Here is a 17,302-nt window from a genome sequence, read left to right on the forward strand (position 1 = left end):
GTATGATGAAAAAAATCAAACTCAGTATGGTCATGCTGTTGCTGCTGTTTCAGGCAGGGTACACGCATGCGCAAACCTACTCGGTGGGCGATAGCCTGCCGGAGGAATTTTTCAGTACCGTGCATCCGGCCATGGACCTGACAACCGGCGAATCCACTACCGTCAAGCTGGAGGATTACCGGGATAAACTGGTCATCCTCTATTTCTGGTTTAATGGATGCAGTCCCTGCATCCGCTCCTTCATCAAATGCGATAGCATACAGCCCCTGCTGAAGGGGGAGAATTACGTGGTCATTCCATTTACTTACCAAACCCTGGAAACCACGCAGCGGATATTGAGGCGGTTTCAATGGAACATGACTTCCATCATTGCAGACAGTGTGCTGTATGAAGCATTCGCGGGCCGCAGTTTCCGGAATACGGCCTGGATTAAAGACGGACGGGTGTATGCAACCCCCGAATCGAAATTCCTCACGGCCGAAAACATACGGAAGGTCCTGGCGGGTCATCGCGAAGCGTTTCCCCTGGAAGCCAGGCAACCGCAGCGTGCCGGTAACCAGCCAACCCGGTAACCAAACTAAACCATTTTCATATGAAGACAGCGATAACTTTTACCCTATTCATTTTATTTTCCTGCGGCCCGGTTGCGGCGCAGGAACTGCTCAGCGGAAACGTGACCGATAAAGAGGGCGATCCGCTGCCCCAGACTTCTGTGCAGCTATTGGGCAATGGCAGGACCATCCGGGTAACCGCCAGCGGAAACTTCTCCATCCGCCGCCCGCAGGCACCGGATTCCCTGCTGTTTACCCACGTGGGATATCTCAGCAAAACAGTGCCCATCGATGCCGGCACCAAAACCCTGCGGATCGTGCTGGAAGTGGATCCCGGCATGCTGCAGGAAGTCGAAGTGAACACCGGCTATTACGCCGTGCCGCGTGAACGTGCCACCGGTTCGTTTACGCACATTGATAACGAATTGCTCAACCGCAGCGTAAGCCCCAACATACTCGACCGGCTGGAAGGGATAACCAGCGGCCTGCTGTTTGACCGCAGCAACCTGTCCGGCGAGGACATCAACGGCAAACCGAGGCTGCGGGTAAGGGGGTTGAGCACCATCGAGGCCGATTCGGAACCGCTGATCGTGGTGGATAATTTCCCGTTTGAGGGCGATGTGAACACCATTGATCCGAATGATGTGGAGAGCGTCACCGTGCTGAAAGACGCTGCGGCGGCCAGCATCTGGGGAGCCCGGGCAGGCAACGGTGTCATCGTGATCACCACCAAACACGGACGGTACAACCAGCCGGCACGCATTTCGTTCAACAGCAACATCAATGTGGTTGCCAAGCCGGATCTATTTTACAGCCAGCAATATCTGCCCGCCGCCACGGTGATGGATATCCAAAAGGAACTCTTCGAGCGCGGGGCTTACCGGGAAGATGACCGTACCTTCCTGCCCGGCTACGTGGAGTTGCTGATCAAACAGCGTGATGGCTTGATCGCGGACAACGATTTTAATGCTGCTGAAAACGCGATGAAACAGACGGATCTCCGCCGCCAGTCGCTTCAATACCTGTATCAACCGGCCATAACCCAGCAGTACGGCCTGAGCGTGCGGGGTGGCAGTGAGCGCTACAGCTATTCGTTTTCGGGCGGCTACAACCGCAACCGGGGCGTCAGCGTGGGGAATGGCGATGAGCGGATCAACGTGGGGATGCAGAATAGCTACAAGGCGCTTGAAGGCCTCGAAATAACAGGTGCCATCTGGTATACCAAGCAGTCCGATAAAAACAATGGCCGGGGGCATTTGAAAGCAGCCTCCATTTACGAAGGTCTTGTGGATGAAAACGGCAACCCTCGCAGCATCATAAGCAGGTACCGCAGCAGTTATCACGAAAGGGCCGAAGAGTCGGGGCTGCTCGATTGGATGGAACGCCCCCTTGACGAGATCAGGCTGAACGATAGCCGGACGAGCGCGCAAACGGTACGTTTCAACGGCGCTGTCAACTACACCTTTTTGCGGGATGTCAAGGCAGCGCTTAGCTATCAATACCTGGTAAGTGAATCGGGTGGCTCTGAATATCACGATAAGGAAAGCTACTATGTGCGCGATTTGGTGAACCGGTTTACCGGTGAGGCAGGAAACCGCGTTATTCCCTATAATGGCATCATGGACTACAACGCAACGTCTGGCGGTCAGGCCCATTCGGGCCGGTTGCAGCTCAATTACAGCAAATCGTTTAGGGATAAGCATGCGGTATCGGTTTTGGGTGGTGCGGAAGTGAGGCAAACAATCACCCGGTTGACACCCGGGGTAACGCTGTACAATTTTGACAAGGATGTATGGACCGGCACAGGCCAACTGGACCACAGCACATGGTTTCCGACCAGACCCAGCGGTTCCTCGTCGATTGCCGCGGGCGTCGGCCTACCCGATAAGACAACCAATAGGTATCTGTCCTATTTCGGGAATGGCAGTTATACCTTCCTGGAAAGGTATACAATGAGCACCAGCATGCGGTGGGATGGAAGCAATCTGCTGGGCGTGAAAGCAAACCAGCGGGGCACGCTGCTTTGGTCGGCAGGTGGCAGTTGGGAGATTAGCCAGGAACCCTTTTACCGGCTGTCGGCTTTCCCCTATGTTAGGCTACGGACTACCTACGGAAGCGCGGGCAACATCGATAAAACACAAAGTCATTACCCAACCATTTCCCTGAACACCAATGGGTATACCTCGCTCACGTATGCAAACCTCACCAGCCCGGGAAACCCATCCCTTCGGTGGGAACGCGTAAATACGCTGAACGTAGGGCTGGATTGGCGGACCAAACAGCAGCGGGTCAATGGCAGTATTGAGTATTACACCAAATGGGCCAATCACCTGCTGGGTTCGGATCTGGTAGACCCTACTTTGGGCATACCGACTTCCCAAAGTTACAAAGTAAATTATGGGAGCCTGAAAACGGTAGGGTGGGACATCCAGTTGAATACCCGTAACCTGACAGGGGCGCTATCGTGGAATACGACAGCCATGCTAAGCTACAGCCGGAATGAGATCACGCACCTCACGAGGCCGGTGTTGCGCTATGCATATGAGTTCGTCACGAAGTCTATTCCCGAAGTGGGAAAGTCGGTTGATCTGCTGTATGCTACGCCGTGGAATGGCTTAAGCGCGGATAATGGTCTGCCGGTTGTGTATGTGGATGGCAAGCCGACAACGGAAGTCAGTGCGTATACAAATTACGTTTTAGGGCTTAGCTATGATGAACTGGCTAAGGTTGGAGTGACCGTGCCGCCGTTTTTCGGCTCATTGCGGAATAACATCCAATGGAAAGGGATCAAACTGGATTTCCTGATTACCTACAACTTTGGACACGTGTTCCGCCGAACGTCGATGAGCCCGGGCGACGAATATCTTAACTTACTTATTCCGCGTTACCACATGGATTATTTCAAGCGCTGGGAAAAGCCCGGGGATGAACGCTTCACCGATGTGCCCGCCGCGATTGGGGTAAGCGACCTGGGGATATCTGATTATTACCGTTATTCTGCTGCACTGATCGATAAGGGGGATGTGATCAGGCTACGGGATATCGGTGTTTCCTACACGCTGAATAAAAACACCTTCAGCAGATTGCCGTTCCGGAGTATCAGCCTTTCACTCTATGCGCGTAACCTCGGTATTCTCTGGCGTGCCAACAAATCGGGCGTCGACCCCGAGTTTCCGTCTGCAGACTATCCTGCCCCAAGAAGCTTTGCGCTGGGTTTACAGTTTTCGATTTAATGGAACATCAACTTAATAAAATTGTAAAATGAAATATTTCTTTTTTACGCTATCCGCGTGCCTGCTGTGTGCCTGCGGGGAAAGTTTTCTGGATATCAGACCCTCGGTAAGGCAGCGCGTCCCTCAGTCTCTAGCAGACTACGTCGCGCTCTTGGATAATACGGGCACAATGAGTGTGTCTTCCCATGCCTTGGGTATGATAGGTAGCGACGAACTTTACCTCACCGAACCGTCTTACAATACGTTCCCAACGGGGGTCAATCACAATTACCAAAAAAGAGCCTACACGTGGGAGAAGCAAATATTTGAAGGGAATGAATCGTCTAAGCTGGACTGGAACGACGGGTATAAGCGCATCCTGTGGGCGAATCTGGTACTGGATGGAATCGGTAATTTATCCCTGTCTGCGGGTGACAAAGCGGTTGCGGAACAGGCGAGAGGAATGGCTCTCTTCCACCGGGCATGGAATTACTATAACCTGGCACAGTTGTTCTGCCCGGTATATGAGGAAAGTTCGGCTTCGGAATCGCTGGGTTTACCGCTCAGGCTGGAGCCTGATTTAACCCTTAAGATTGGGCGTTCGAGTTTGAAGGATACGTACCGGCAAATTATCAAAGACCTGGATGTGGCCAAGGAATTACTTCCGGTCAACGCCGTTACCACCTATAGACCTAATAAGGCAGCTGTACTTGCACTGCTTTCCCGTATTTACCTGCAAATGGATGATTATCAGCATGCGTATGAATATGCTGACCAATGCCTTGCACTGTCCAACGAATTGTTGGATTACAATACGGTAGATGTAAACAAGCCATTGACATTTACGCCCCTGGCAGTAGGCAATCCCGAAGTGCTGTTTTTGACTACTCTTTCCGGTCAAATGACTATTTATTTACGCATGCTGACTACCACTTATATGCTCGTAGATAATGATCTGTATAACAGCTACGAAGATGGGGACATTCGCCGTGAGGCTTATTTCCTCAAAAACAGCGACGAAAATTTCAATTTTAAAGGGAGCTATGATGCAACGTCGTATTCTTATTTTACGGGGATGGCTACCGATGAAGTATATCTGACCAAGGCGGAGTGTGCAGTAAGATTAGGGGACATTCCAACGGCGCTGGCGGCGGTGAATAACCTACGAAAACACCGCTTTTTGCCAGACACATTCGTGGCATGGGATGTTCGGGATGCCGATGAATTGCTCGATCGAATTTTGGCGGAACGCAGGCGGGAACTGGTATTCAGGGGGGTGCGTTGGGAAGATTTGAGACGACTGAATAAGGAAACCAAATATGCAAAAACACTGACGCGGGTCTTGGGAGATCGTACGTTTACGCTCGAGCCAGGTAGTAATCGGTACATCTGGCCAATTCCGTTGGAAGCAATCCAGGTAGGCGGATACGAACAGAATGAACGATAAAGCAAACCCGGCTGGTACAATGTGCCAGCCGGGTTACAAATTTGGTTAGGGCGCAAGTTCGTGAGAGTATTCCTCAGCCGTTGCTCCCAGATCCAGGAAATCCTGGATGGTGGCTGGGTTTGTGGAATCATTGATCCGACTTTTTAATTCATTATAAGCGGTTTCGTCGGTTATACCCGAAATGTCCAATTTCACCGAGCATACTTTTCCGGAATTGTCCGGGTCACAATCGCCGCTCGGCCGCTGGTCGGTTGGCTGATCGGATACCTGTTGGCTGGCAGGATCCATATCATCCAGTCCATTAATCGTTACCGGAAACCACAGGGTATCCCCTTGGATAGTAAAATCGGTAAGGAATGACTGGGTGTGTTTCTTCAGAAACGTTGATTTGTTTGTGGACGATTCGTTAGCTACACCCACTTGAAAGGCAATGAAGAGCACCGCAACTGACAATACTCCTGTGATTATGTTTTTCATCTTTTCCATAATCGTAAAGGCATTTTTCGATACGGAAATGCTTACCGTTTAATGTTTGAAATAACTGTTTGTTAAATAACCGTTTGTTAGTCGGTCATCGGTTGACTACACCGCGAATGCCCCGGTATCTGGCGCGGAAACATCCAAAAGCTAATTCCCACGGCCCTGCGCCGAAACAGGGCATTTCTGCGGTTGTGCGTGGAGATGTGGACAGCCAATCGACTAGCCATAACGATATCCTCCCGATTCTAGTTCGTCTGCTGCCATGCCGATCGGATATTTCAGGACGCGCGGGTCCGGTCGGTTCGGTAGTGCGTCCTTTTGGGCGCAATCTTTCTTTTTCCGTAAAGCGGCAATCAAGACAGGTACTTGATTGCTCGGAGGACACGAACAGGGTATGTAAACGGAGGCTCGGATAGGGAAGGACTCAACCTGTCGTTCTACGGAAAGCGCAATAGCGACATAAGCGATCACTTGGACGACGAGCGGAATACCGTGCGGTGTTTCGTGTGTTACTGTATTCATAAAGCAAAGGACCGACATTCGCCAAACGCCCACAATCTCATATGAGACAAAATGAAATTTTGGGTTTTATGTGGTCCTCAGAATGAATAGTGGAAAAGGATTAGTATCTTTGTCTTAAGTGCAAAAATACAAAGGCATGCAAACATTAGTTATCGAATTAACGAACCAAAAGGCTTATAGGCTTCTCAAAGAGCTGGAAGACTTACAGCTGATTCGTGTGGTGAAAACGCCGGTGAAAATGTCTTCATTACGCAAAAACGTAAAAACTCCCATGGTTGAGACGGCAATTGATAAACAATTAGCTGAACTGCGTAGCGAATGGCATCGGGATATTTAATAGACACATCAGCCGTAATCAAATATCTGAACGGTACGTTTCCGGAACCTGCGTTGGATTTTATCGATGGTATTGTTGATGTGGAGAGTAACCTCTCATTTGTTTCCGAAATCGAGCTTCAGGTTTGGACACCCGAAAATCCCGATGACCTATTGATATACGAGCAGTTTGTTTCCAATTCAATTGTTATTGGAGTTGATGATGATATTATAGCCGAAACAATAAGAGTGAGAAAAATTCATAAAATCAAGCTTCCCGATGCACTGATTGCTGCGACGGCAATCGTGAATGATTTGGTGTTAATAGCAGATAATGATAAAGATTTTCTGAAAGTTCCTTCGCTGGAATATATCAACCCAAAAAATCAATAATCCACTTTTACTTATCAGTCAGATACTGCTTTTGCACCCGAAAGTAAGTCGGTCGGGCAATGTTGATAAAATCCATTTGTTGTTCAGGGGTTATGCGTTTGGCAAGTTCCGGAAAGTCAGTCAGGAAACGGACATAGCGGTCATAAGCTAAGGTCTGTTGCAATACGTTAATCAGCTTATCCTGTCTTTCCTTATAGCGCTGATTCATCAAGTGTAGCAATTCGCTCACCTCGGTGAAGCGCTCCTTGCCCTCGCGCATATGCGACGCGCGAATACATAAAATGGTCGTCACTTCCGTAAACTGAATGTAATGCTCGGCTTGTTTGGGCGTGTACAGGTGTCGTAGGCCCGCAAAGCCCTGCATTTCCTTGGCAAACCAACGGATGTGCCGTTGACCATCGGCATCCAGCGTGTATCCGCACGCCAACCCGTCCAATACCACACACCAATAAGGCATGCGTACTTCGGGCGTCATGAAATGGGCGAAGCGGTCATACACCAATACCCGGCTGTGTCGCCGTATAAAAGCTTTGGCAGGGGCCGATAACGGGATGCGTTGGTGGATGTAATTAATGAATCGGTTCATGGTCTGTCTATTCAGGGTGGCCGGATGGGGCCGGAGATCGCATGTACATTAGCATGCATTTTCCGTACGTTTTGTATCCGCTGCGCTTGCTTGGGCAGGGGTTTCACTACGGGGGGCATGCGTGCGGAGGGGTTTAACCATGAAGGGTATACGGGGTAACAACTGTTTGTAAAAAGGAAGATAGGGGTAATAAAACGCCGCTAAATTGAGTACCATCATCAGCGCCGAGAACAGATACAAGCCCATCATCAGCGCAATACCTGTATGCATCGCGATGATACCCCAAAGGGAAAAACGCCGTGTGGGGCGCCACCAGATGAAAACCGGATAGGTAAGCTCAAGGGCAATCACCAGCCAGCCGCCCACTGCCCAGCAAGGTTCGGGCAACTGCTCCAGCAGGGAAACCGGAATGCCGGTGGGATAACCGGGCTGTACCACAGCTTTCCAAAGCGCATGGCCATCCCACCACCCGGCACCGAAAGCCTTGTTGATGCCGCCTACGGCATATACCGCGCATAGGTGCATTTGCAGCGTACGGAGGATGGGGCTGTGCCAGGGACTTTTGCGGGTGGTAGGTGCGAACACGGCATACCACAAAGCGCTGGCCGCCAGATAGTCAAACCCATAAGCAAAGAGTGTATGACCGGTAAAGATAAGTTGGTGCAGGATAAGCAGCAGCACAAGTGCCATCCGCGGCCGGTAGCGGCAGATCACGGCGAGGCAACTTCCCACGTAGGCCACCCACACGAGGTGCTGCGACAGCGGATCCAATTGGATGGCAGGGAAGTCCTGCTTCAGGGCCAGCAGGGGCATATCCACGAAGTGGTCTGCACCATAGAGTGCCGGAAAATCAGCCTTCAGCAGCAGCATATCAACCAAAAGGGTCGTGCATACGCCAATACGGAGTGCATCCGTCCAGATAGGGCTCGGATGAAAATGGAATAAAAACCGGTAGAAACGGGTCATGGCAAAGGCTTGGCGGTCAGGGTGTCGGCATAGAGCGTATATACCGTTTGTTTTGGCGTATACACGCCTACCTGGATGCGGTAGCGGGAGCAAGGCGCAGGCAGCAAGTGCCTGGCCATACTCTTAGCGACAGCCCGTGCGTAGCGCCTGTCGGCATTTTCGGCGGGGTCGTCGGAGTGAAACACATGAAAGAGTTCCAGAAAATTTTGATACCGGAGGTACCCCTGGGCGCCGGATAACGGTGGGCGGGAAACCACACGGCCGTCCGAGCCATCGGGAGAGAGACACGCCACTTCGTAGTGATAGAAGCTGCCTACCTGCGGGGCGAAAAACGTGTATCCCGTATTCAGCCCGGTTATCCGGGCATAACCGTGGATAAGCGGAGAAAGCGCGGCCTGTTGCAATGCCTCCCGCACGGCTGTAACCATCGCCGGTACATTCGTGGCCTCCCGGATGCGGCACCACCCCTCCAGCGAAGCCCACATATTGTGGATGCCGATCACGGTCAGGTGAAAGAGGATGGCGACAGCTGCCGCCAGCCGCACCCGGCCGGTAAATTTGTTATTCGCCATACCGCGCCAACACATGATTCCAGGTGGCAGCCGCTTCCGGCATGGGCCCCCAGGCGATGCGTCGGTCAAAAATCCGCTTAGGTTCCTCCGGGTCTTTTTCTTTGTCTTTCGCATACACAGTGGCTTTGGCTACCGGTTGTACCGGGGGGATTCCCACCATCAGGGCGGCCGATAGTAAGAGCGCAAATGCGATTGCAGGGGTGAAATTCGTGATCTTTTTCATGATTTGTGATGTGTTGATTTCTTGCCTAAAAATGGACAATACGGCACGGGAGGCCAATGGCATCGGGATTTTCGGAGGGGTATTGCGGGAAATTCGGTACGTTTTGCAGGAAATTGGTTTAATCGTTTTAGGAATTATTGTTAATTTTACAATTCGTTACATTCACAAACCGACTGCCATGACCTACACAGCAATTGCTATAGATGATGAGCGCTTTGCGCTGGATGACCTTGAACTTGTTATCCAACACATACCGGACCTTGTATTGATTAAAACATACCTGACAGCCATTGAGGCGCTGGCCTACCTGCATCTTCATGGGCCGGTGGATGTAATTTTCTGCGACCTGGACCTGAAAGGGACAGGTAATCCCGATGACCTGGAGGGGATCCGCATGGCTACGGAACTCAAAGCGTGGTGCACCTTGTTTTATTTCTTTACAGGCCATCCGGAATACCGCATTGCAGCCATCGATACGATGGTTGCCGGTCACCTCTTAAAGCCGGTTCAACCCGAGAAAATCACAGAGGGATTGACGTGGATGACACGGCTACGGAAGGAGAAGAAGGAAATCCCGAGCCACCTATTGATACGTGACGTCAAATCGGGTGCGTTGGTATTCGTGGAGATGGATGCGATCTGTTGTTTATGTACGCATTCAACTGAAAAAAATCACCTCGAAGTGATCCGCAAAGATGGTACGGTTAACGTTGTTTATGGTAGTCTGAAAGCGATGTACAAACGTATAAAGTATTCGGGACGATTTATTCAGCTCAGCCAAAGTGCCCTGGTAGCAAAGGATGCGATTGTATCAGAACACGAAGGGCTGGTAAAGGTACAATCCGGTCACCATTTTCCCATCAGCGGACCGTACAAAGAGGCATTCAAGTTGTACCTGAACCAACTTGGATGATGGCGGCGGTGCCGCGGATACGTCGTTGGTACAGGCGCTTCAAACGGCGGCATCCCGTGCCGTTGTGGGCCCATCTGGCATTTGTGGCGGCTTTTGTGCCGGGATATGTGTTTCTGTTGGGGCTGGATGCCATGGCCGCTCCCGACCTGGCCACCAGGGTGGTCATCGTCGCGGCCCAATTTCTCTGTTTCTACCTGGCCATCCTGTTTTTGCTTCCCCGCGCTTTTCGCTATCGACGGGGGCCGTGGGCCACGGGCGGGTGGCTGATTGCCTACCTTGTCCTTGATTTTGTGCTGGTTTCGTGCTTCCTGCTGGCCATAAGCCTAGGATCGGGCGCCTTGCGATTTCACTGGGATGAACGGGGATACTGGGTCAGCGATATCATCAACCTTTCTGCCGTGGCGGTAGCTACCTGTTACCTAGCCGGCCTGGCTGGTATCACGTACCAACTGGTCGCGCAGGGTATCGTCTTGTACAGGCATCGGGAAAATTTCCGCAAGTTGCTGGACCGGAAGCGCACAACGATACAGGCACTGGAGCTGGAGTGGCTCCGTCTTCAGCTGGATCCGCATCTGATAGCCGGATTGTTATCGCGCATCCGGCTGATGAGCCAAAGGGATCCGGAAGAATTGTGGAAGGCCATAAACCGGGTCATCGCCATCATGCAGTATTATTGCTCCATTCCGCCCACCGCAGCAGCGGTACCGCTGGCGGAAGAAGTTGTGCAGGTAAAGAATTTCCTGGCCTTACAGGAACTGGGGCGGTCGAAACTCTACATCCAGGTACACATTGCCGAGGAGGCATTGTCTGTATGGATCGTTCCCATGTTGCTGCTCATGCTGGTGGAAAACCAGGTGAAACACGGTGTGTTAGGCGATCCTACGGCACCGGCGCTGCTCCGGGTATCACCCTGTGCAAATTCGGATGGTTTGCATATTATTACGCTTAATCACATAACCGAATCGTCTGCCGAACGCGAAACGATCAGCACCGGACTCGGCCAGAAACTTATCGAATCCCGGCTGGCACATAAATACCCCCATCAGTATCAATTCCGGTACGGCAGGGACGATTCCGGCCGTTACCGTGTGGAGGTCTGTATTCATATTAGTGATTAAGTATATCTTTGTGGTACTAATTGTTTTACGGTTGCCATCTGCGTGGAAGCGCAATGCTTGGCAGGGTAGCAATGTACGGGAACTGTTTGGCTGAACATTAGAAGGGTACCCCTATCGGGCTGCCGGGTTTCTGTCATGGAGATGGTGCAAAACACCAAACCTCATGAAAAATTTAGTTGAAAATCTGAATAGTAATCTCAGCAACATTAACTTTCACCTTGTAAACCTCGACCAAGCAGCCCGAATGCTGATCGAAAGTGGCCTGCTGGAACAAATGACCGAATACCTGCCAGAACTCATTGCCTTCATCCGCCGAACTTTTCCGAAGGATGAACCTAAAATGCACCTGCCCGAAGTGTTGAAGTATCTGGGCGTCAGCGAACGAACGTACTATCGCCGGATAGCGGATGGTAAGTTGATTCCCCGAAAGTGGGAGGGACCGGATTTCTTTTACCCCAGCGATTTAGAAAAGGAGCGGAAAGAGAGCAAGCGTCGCGGCCGCATCTGACCTTCGCGGCACATCCATCCGGGATTGGGTATGGATAGGTTCGCCCTGCTTTCGGCTGCGGTTCGGCTAGCTGCCGAAGGTTAACCGAACAATTCCCGAACGATTCCCGAAGGGTACTCGAACAATTGTCGAACAACTCCCGAAGAAATCTCGAACAACTGTCGAAGAAGTGACAGTGATTGGCAGCGATTTGTGCCAATTATTGCCAATCACTGCCAAAAGTTTCCGGGGCGGGCTCCTTGGGCTACGTTTGTGCTCAGAAAGCGGAAATACCGGTATAACAGTGCTTTCAGGAGTAATAAACAGAATTTTTAACGCTTAAATTTTTAGTTATGGCAGTTTTCAAAAAAGGGATCAACGGTGCATTCTCAGGCACCATTGGCAACACGGTAGGCAGCAGCTGGCGCGAAATCAATTACATGCGCAGCTTGCCCAAACCGAGCAAGAAACCGGCTACGCCGGCGCAGCTGGCACAGCGGGCAAAGTTTGCACTGGCGGTATCCTTTCTCCAACCGATGAAGTGGATACTCAACCTGGGCTTCAACGACAAGCAGCGCGGCAGCAACACGGGGTACAACCGCGGACTCCAGTTGTTCATCACCCAGGCGATCACGGGTGAGTATCCCGACTACGAGATCGACTTCGAGAAAGTATCCGTGAGCCAGGGCAATATGGACAAGCTCGTGGGCCTTACATTGGCCTCGGATGCGCCAAACACGCTCTCAATGGCATGGATGGACCTCAGTGAGGAACCGATTGACCCCGACGAGGTGAAGGGATCGTACTATGACGACCAGGTGTTCGTCTTGCTGTACAACCGCACGGAGCAGCTGTTTACCACCAACCGCACGGCCATCAGGCAGGACGAAGCCCTGCAGCTGGAACTTCCGGCAATTTTTGCCGGTCATGAGTTCCATGTGTGGGCGTTTGTGCGCCACCGTGAGCGTGCACGGCAGTCCATTAGCCAGTATGCCGGCACGGTGGTACTGGCAGGTGCTGAGGAGGAGGAGCCAGAACCTTAACAGCCGTTAAGCAGCGGGGTGGGGAAGGCCCCGCTGCTTTTTTAATTCATGATCAACGAAAAATGGACAACATACAAATCGTCCATGTGGCATTCGGGAAGCTGACTGCTGATAACCGAAAGCCGATAGCTGAAAAAGATGAAAGAAAACCAAGAGACTGTTGGCCTACCTGAAGCGGGCAAACCGACAATTTATGAACGGATCAAGGAAGGACTCGCCGTAGCGAGCCAGTTAGTCGTCGCCTCGCCGCTGAAGCTGCCACCCAAAATAGTGGCCGTTGCCAAATACCTCGCACTGGCATTGGGTGTGCTGGAAGCAGTGGAGAGTGCAGCAAAGAATAGGAGGGAAGAAGATGAAGGCTAGCCAGCAGGTCGGTATTGGCACCACGGGCGGTACGCTGCTGAGCATCGTTGGCCAATGGGGCGTACACGATATGCTACGTACGGCGCTGCTTGCCGCCATCGGTGCGGTGGTGAGTTTCGCGGTGACGTGGCTGATGCAACGCCTGTGGCAACGCCGGCGCTAGTCGGCTGAATTCCATCAAGCCTGAAGAGACCGCTTTCGGGCGGCATCTTCAGGCATTTTTCATTGAATTTTTCAGCCCCTCAAGGTAAATTTCAACAGGTATTGTATGCTAAAAATTGCTATCACGAATTTATCCGAAAACAGCAATCGTTGTGCCTTATAGCTTTCTTTGTAAGATTTTCGTTGTTTTATTAGTTATGATGGTTCTTTTTCATCATATTTGTGAATGAAGTGAACAGGTTTCATTTCATCTTTTTCTACCGAGAATTACTGTATTATACTTGAAAGAGCCGTTATATGCCAATCCAAGTTGCCATTGCCGATGACCATAGTGCTGTCCGGCTAGGAATGAAATATCTGGTTGAAGAATGGATGCCGGAAAGCACCGTTCACTTTGCACAGGATCTACCCGCCTTGTTGCGATTGTTGGCAACACAACCGATAGATTTGATTGTCCTGGATATCAATATACCCGGGGGTAATACTTTTCAAATGGTTCCGATGATTCGGAATATCCAAGCCGCGGTTCGTATATTAATGCTTTCGGCCTACGAGGAAGACTTATATGCACTGCGTTATATTGATTCAGGCGCAGACGGGTACCTGCAGAAAGACAGCGATGAAGGCGACATCAAAGAAGCCCTTAATACGGTGTACGCCGGCAGAAAGTACCTAAGCAGCAAACTGAAGGAATATTTACTGCAAAGCCGGCTGAATCGCGGAAGCTTATTACAGAACAACCCAATAGAAAATCTTACAAATAGAGAACTGGAAATAAGCCAACTATTGATCGCGGGGAAAGGCGTAGGAGAAATTGCCAAGACGCTGTTTATCCATACTTCTACCGTTGGCACCTATAAGAGTAAGATCTTCGATAAGTTATGTGTCCGGAATGTCAGAGAATTAATCGACGCTTTTAGCATGTACCATGTGTAAAATGAATGAAACGGTTGTGCCCCCGCCAAGTACACTGTGAAGTGACATTTCAGCGTTAATGAAACGGGCCATATCTTTTACGAGCAATAGGCCAAATCCAATGCTTTTTTCATCAGTACGCGCAGGTAGTTTTTCCTTATTCATCTCATTATAATAATGGATTTGTTCGGGGTACAAGCCAACGCCGGTATCGCTAATGCTGAATAAGATCGTCATATCAGCCCGATATGCAACATCGATTTCTATTTCGCCATTTTGGGTAAACTTCGTTGCATTGTCCAGAAGGTTATGGATGATGACGGCGAGCACATCGGCGTTGGAATGCACAATTGTGCCGATAGGAACATGGTTGTGCACGGTATTACCCCGCGATTCTGCAGCCGATTTAAAAATGTCGATTTGTCGTTGCGCAACCTGATATAACGGTACATCCGTGAATTCCAATACATCGCTCGTTAGCATCAGTTTGGCCAATTTCGTCAGATTATTCGAGTAATGGTAAATATTTTTGATCGATAAGTAAATCTGTTCCATTTCACGGGGTAAAAAGCCCTCGGCCTTCGCAATGTCCTGAATATTACCTAATGCTTTAACTACATAGTTAAGCGGGGCTTTAATGTCGTGTGTAATGGATGTAGAGAGCCGTTGCTGCCATTCATATTGACTTTTGAGTATATGGGTCCGTTCGTTGACTTTATGGACAAGCAAACGGTTTTGATTGAGAATAAATCGGGTCCGTAAAGCAATTATTAGCCAAATGGCAAGACCTAATATCGTACAAAGAAGTAAGGTAAACCAAGTCGTCTCGTGAAATAACGGCTGTATATACAGATGGAATGTTGCATAATTGAAATCACGGGCGTCCATCCCTTTCCGCATACGCACCAAGATGTCGTGGCTTCCCGAAGACAGTTCATTGATGGATAACGTGTTGTCCGCACCATTGAGAGGAAGCCAGTTTCCCTTGGGTTTGTCTTCACTGGTCACGATGTATTCGATTTCCATATTATGCGGACTGCCGTAAAACGGCGTGGCAATTTTGATGTCCAAACGTGAGAAATCTTGCGGAATGCAAATGGTATCCTGTGTAGGTAAATTTTTTTTGTCCAGTATCACTCCGTCGAGTATAATATCTCCCGATGGAAAATGATCATTAATCGCGTCTGGAGTGAACTGCACGAGGCCATCCAACGAGGGAAAGGAGAAGTTGCCATCGGGAAGTTTGATCGCGCACGGCTTGCACCCGCCATTGAATTCATTGGTGTTGAATCCCCACCGCTTATCGTAATAGAAATAGAACGGGACTTTTGTCTGGTCTTTTTTGTAAGCCAGTAATTGTTGTTTGTTTACTTTAAATAACCCTTTATTGGTACTTATCCAAAGAAAGCCACGCGCATCTTCCAACATGCAATGTGATGTCGCCAAATAGCCGTTTTTGTCCAATGGGAAAGCGGTCACTTCTCCATTTTCACACAAAAAAAAGCCTTGTTGATAGGTGGTTATCCAATGCCTGCTGGCAGATTCCTTATAAATACTGCGTATCGTCTTGCCCGCGAATTCAGGGATTTCTTTTTTGGTGCAGTGCAACGTATTGAAAACAAACAGCCCGTTTTCGGTGCCAACGTATAATTCTTGAAGGCCTCGATCTTCAATATACGTGATAGCCGGAAAGGATCCCATGGTTAGGAAACTGTCCCGGTCTGCCTGATACTTCTGCAGTATACCTGCATCGCCGCCAATCCAAAAGTTTGAGTTTTCATCCCAATCGGAAAATTTTGCCAATGCCGGATTTTGCCTGATGCCGATTAGCTGGTTAAGCTGAGGAGAAACGAGAAGGATTGTATCCCACTGAAATATCCATAGGTTTCCGTCGGGTCCGATGACCTGATGGTATTGATGTTTTTTTTCCTGCAAAAAAGGGAGTAGATGCGGCTGCCCCTTCCGGTCAAAAGCGCGGCCTTCATTTGTCAATAACAGGCCATTAGGCAGCAATGTTTGATTGTAAAAGGTGTTGTTGGGATAGTCAACTCCTGAATGGAGCGTGTTGAAATGCCGCTTTTGTACCACGAAAAGACCTTTGGTAGCGCTGCCAAGAAAAAGCTTTCCTTGCGATGGCATATAATGCGCTGTGGTAATGGCATTTTTTTTAAAATCGAGTCCGGAAACGAGCAACGTGCTGCTAAATCCTCCGTTGCCGTCCTCGGTTAACCGATAGAGTTTTTTTTCGGCGTAGACAAACAGCTGATTTGACGCTGTGTTCCAGTAGATGGTAAAGTGGGTGTTTGCTGGTAAGCTTAGCAAGTCGCCGCCGATTTCTTCTTGCGTAATTCGATTATCTCGATGGAACACCACGCATGATCGAAGCTGGTTTAGGTACAGTAACTTTCCCTGGAAACCCACAAATCCCCACGGATTTTTGTTGGGAAAATAACACCTGTGTGCCGTTTTTTGATGGTGCGGCGTGAACGAGATTGAATCTTTTGATACCACAAATCCACTTCCCGTACCATCGGGAATGAAGAGGCATTCTGGAAGTGCTTCGGGATAAGGTGCTGGCAATCGGGTAGTTGTGACCAACGTCTCTGCCAATGCCGGCCCTGGCTTCTCAAAAACATCCCAAAACGTATCGGCCGATGTAACCGCCTGCCCATCCTTCAACATGACAAGTGTATCGTTTTCGGCCTGAGCCCAAAGCTCGCCGCCCGGACCGCCTTGATACAGCGCCATCATTCGATCCGTTCTTAACGACGCCGATAGATTATCAAACGTTCTGAATTGCCCATTGCCATCATAACGGATGGGGCCTTTTTCTGAGATCAGCCATAGGAAACCTAAGTTGTCTTGGCCGATTCCTTTTATACTATTTTGGGGCAGGCCGTGCTCATCGGTATAGTGATCAATGATGAACGTTTCGTCTGCAGCGAGTGTCGCATTTAAACTGAAAAAAAATGCGGCGAAAGCAGGAAAAATACTGTTTTTGATTGAGGCGATAGATGAAGTCACGTCTTAAGAT

The 17,302-nt window shown here is 50.0% G+C and carries 19 protein-coding genes; 12 read left to right on the plus strand and 7 right to left on the minus strand.

Translation table 11 applies throughout. From position 1 onward, the window contains the following. Window positions 1–2 precede the first annotated feature (2 nt). Genes BMZ56_RS00415 through BMZ56_RS00425 form a run of 3 tightly spaced genes read left to right on the plus strand, consistent with a single transcriptional unit; the run spans window position 3 to window position 5,210 of the window. On the plus strand, window positions 3–572 hold the full coding sequence (locus BMZ56_RS00415) for a redoxin domain-containing protein (protein WP_090622465.1): 570 nt from the start codon (window positions 3–5) through the stop codon (window positions 570–572). 20 nt (window positions 573–592) lie between these two features. Then, complete coding sequence (locus BMZ56_RS00420) at window positions 593–3,784, plus strand: SusC/RagA family TonB-linked outer membrane protein (protein ID WP_090622469.1); 3,192 nt, start codon at window positions 593–595, stop codon at window positions 3,782–3,784. A gap of 28 nt (window positions 3,785–3,812) precedes the next feature. Then, window positions 3,813–5,210, plus strand: coding sequence for a RagB/SusD family nutrient uptake outer membrane protein (locus BMZ56_RS00425; protein ID WP_090622473.1), 1,398 nt, complete (start codon window positions 3,813–3,815; stop codon window positions 5,208–5,210). A 45-nt stretch (window positions 5,211–5,255) separates the two neighbouring features. Here the strand turns inward: BMZ56_RS00425 and BMZ56_RS00430 are convergent, their stop codons facing one another. Both BMZ56_RS00430 and BMZ56_RS00435 read right to left on the minus strand, forming a co-directional pair. Further along, on the minus strand, window positions 5,256–5,687 hold the full coding sequence (locus BMZ56_RS00430) for a hypothetical protein (RefSeq protein WP_143072806.1): 432 nt from the start codon (window positions 5,685–5,687) through the stop codon (window positions 5,256–5,258). Window positions 5,688–5,909: 222 nt separating this feature from the next. Continuing rightward, a complete protein-coding gene (locus BMZ56_RS00435) occupies window positions 5,910–6,212 on the minus strand; it encodes a hypothetical protein (protein ID WP_090622480.1) in 303 nt (100 codons plus the stop codon). Between the two features lie 136 nt (window positions 6,213–6,348). Here BMZ56_RS00435 and BMZ56_RS00440 point away from each other — a divergent pair, with 136 nt between their 5' ends. Both BMZ56_RS00440 and BMZ56_RS00445 read left to right on the plus strand, forming a co-directional pair. Next, window positions 6,349–6,549, plus strand: a complete 201-nt coding sequence (locus BMZ56_RS00440; RefSeq protein ID WP_090622484.1) for a hypothetical protein — start codon at window positions 6,349–6,351, stop codon at window positions 6,547–6,549. Then, on the plus strand, window positions 6,531–6,920 hold the full coding sequence (locus tag BMZ56_RS00445; RefSeq protein ID WP_090622488.1) for a type II toxin-antitoxin system VapC family toxin: 390 nt from the start codon (window positions 6,531–6,533) through the stop codon (window positions 6,918–6,920). Before BMZ56_RS00440 ends, BMZ56_RS00445 begins: the two co-directional genes overlap by 19 nt. 7 nt (window positions 6,921–6,927) lie before the next feature. Here the strand turns inward: BMZ56_RS00445 and BMZ56_RS00450 are convergent, their stop codons facing one another. From BMZ56_RS00450 to BMZ56_RS25530, 4 genes are read right to left on the minus strand one after another with little or no spacing between them, the layout of a single operon-like run. Beyond that, complete coding sequence (locus tag BMZ56_RS00450; RefSeq protein ID WP_090622495.1) at window positions 6,928–7,506, minus strand: Crp/Fnr family transcriptional regulator; 579 nt, start codon at window positions 7,504–7,506, stop codon at window positions 6,928–6,930. A 48-nt stretch (window positions 7,507–7,554) separates the two neighbouring features. After that, complete coding sequence (locus tag BMZ56_RS00455) at window positions 7,555–8,472, minus strand: HTTM domain-containing protein (RefSeq protein ID WP_090622498.1); 918 nt, start codon at window positions 8,470–8,472, stop codon at window positions 7,555–7,557. Next, window positions 8,469–9,044: a hypothetical protein gene (locus BMZ56_RS00460; RefSeq protein ID WP_090622502.1), complete on the minus strand. Its 576-nt coding sequence runs from the start codon at window positions 9,042–9,044 to the stop codon at window positions 8,469–8,471. Before BMZ56_RS00460 ends, BMZ56_RS00455 begins: the two co-directional genes overlap by 4 nt. Then, window positions 9,034–9,267 (minus strand): hypothetical protein, encoded by a 234-nt coding sequence (locus BMZ56_RS25530; protein ID WP_177194991.1) that lies wholly within the window; start codon window positions 9,265–9,267, stop codon window positions 9,034–9,036. Before BMZ56_RS25530 ends, BMZ56_RS00460 begins: the two co-directional genes overlap by 11 nt. Before the next feature lie 31 nt (window positions 9,268–9,298). Here BMZ56_RS25530 and BMZ56_RS00465 point away from each other — a divergent pair, with 31 nt between their 5' ends. The 7 genes from BMZ56_RS00465 (at window position 9,299) to BMZ56_RS00490 (ending at window position 14,289) form a co-directional block, all read left to right on the plus strand. Then, window positions 9,299–10,180 carry a LytR/AlgR family response regulator transcription factor gene (locus BMZ56_RS00465; protein ID WP_177194992.1) on the plus strand — a complete coding sequence of 294 codons (882 nt, stop codon included), beginning with the start codon at window positions 9,299–9,301 and terminating at the stop codon, window positions 10,178–10,180. Continuing rightward, on the plus strand, window positions 10,177–11,298 hold the full coding sequence (locus BMZ56_RS00470; RefSeq protein ID WP_090622508.1) for a histidine kinase: 1,122 nt from the start codon (window positions 10,177–10,179) through the stop codon (window positions 11,296–11,298). The genes BMZ56_RS00465 and BMZ56_RS00470 overlap by 4 nt, the downstream gene beginning before the upstream one ends. 163 nt (window positions 11,299–11,461) lie before the next feature. After that, window positions 11,462–11,806 carry a hypothetical protein gene (locus BMZ56_RS00475; protein ID WP_090622510.1) on the plus strand — a complete coding sequence of 115 codons (345 nt, stop codon included), beginning with the start codon at window positions 11,462–11,464 and terminating at the stop codon, window positions 11,804–11,806. Between the two features lie 332 nt (window positions 11,807–12,138). Beyond that, window positions 12,139–12,828: a DUF6266 family protein gene (locus BMZ56_RS00480; RefSeq protein ID WP_090622514.1), complete on the plus strand. Its 690-nt coding sequence runs from the start codon at window positions 12,139–12,141 to the stop codon at window positions 12,826–12,828. 138 nt (window positions 12,829–12,966) lie between these two features. After that, window positions 12,967–13,191 carry a hypothetical protein gene (locus BMZ56_RS00485; protein WP_090622518.1) on the plus strand — a complete coding sequence of 75 codons (225 nt, stop codon included), beginning with the start codon at window positions 12,967–12,969 and terminating at the stop codon, window positions 13,189–13,191. Then, entirely contained in the window at window positions 13,154–13,354 is a 201-nt protein-coding gene (locus BMZ56_RS25365; protein ID WP_143072807.1) for a hypothetical protein, read from the plus strand. The genes BMZ56_RS00485 and BMZ56_RS25365 overlap by 38 nt, the downstream gene beginning before the upstream one ends. A 296-nt stretch (window positions 13,355–13,650) precedes the next feature. Continuing rightward, window positions 13,651–14,289, plus strand: coding sequence for a response regulator transcription factor (locus BMZ56_RS00490; RefSeq protein WP_090622520.1), 639 nt, complete (start codon window positions 13,651–13,653; stop codon window positions 14,287–14,289). Here BMZ56_RS00490 and BMZ56_RS00495 read toward each other — a convergent pair. Then, the gene (locus BMZ56_RS00495) at window positions 14,257–17,292 is read right to left on the minus strand and encodes a sensor histidine kinase (RefSeq protein WP_090622522.1); all 3,036 of its coding nucleotides are present in this window, start codon (window positions 17,290–17,292) and stop codon (window positions 14,257–14,259) included. The two genes, BMZ56_RS00490 and BMZ56_RS00495, sit on opposite strands and share 33 nt — an antisense overlap. Window positions 17,293–17,302 lie beyond the last annotated feature (10 nt).

Source organism: Parapedobacter indicus (genome assembly GCF_900113765.1).
Lineage (GTDB): Bacteria > Bacteroidota > Bacteroidia > Sphingobacteriales > Sphingobacteriaceae > Parapedobacter > Parapedobacter indicus.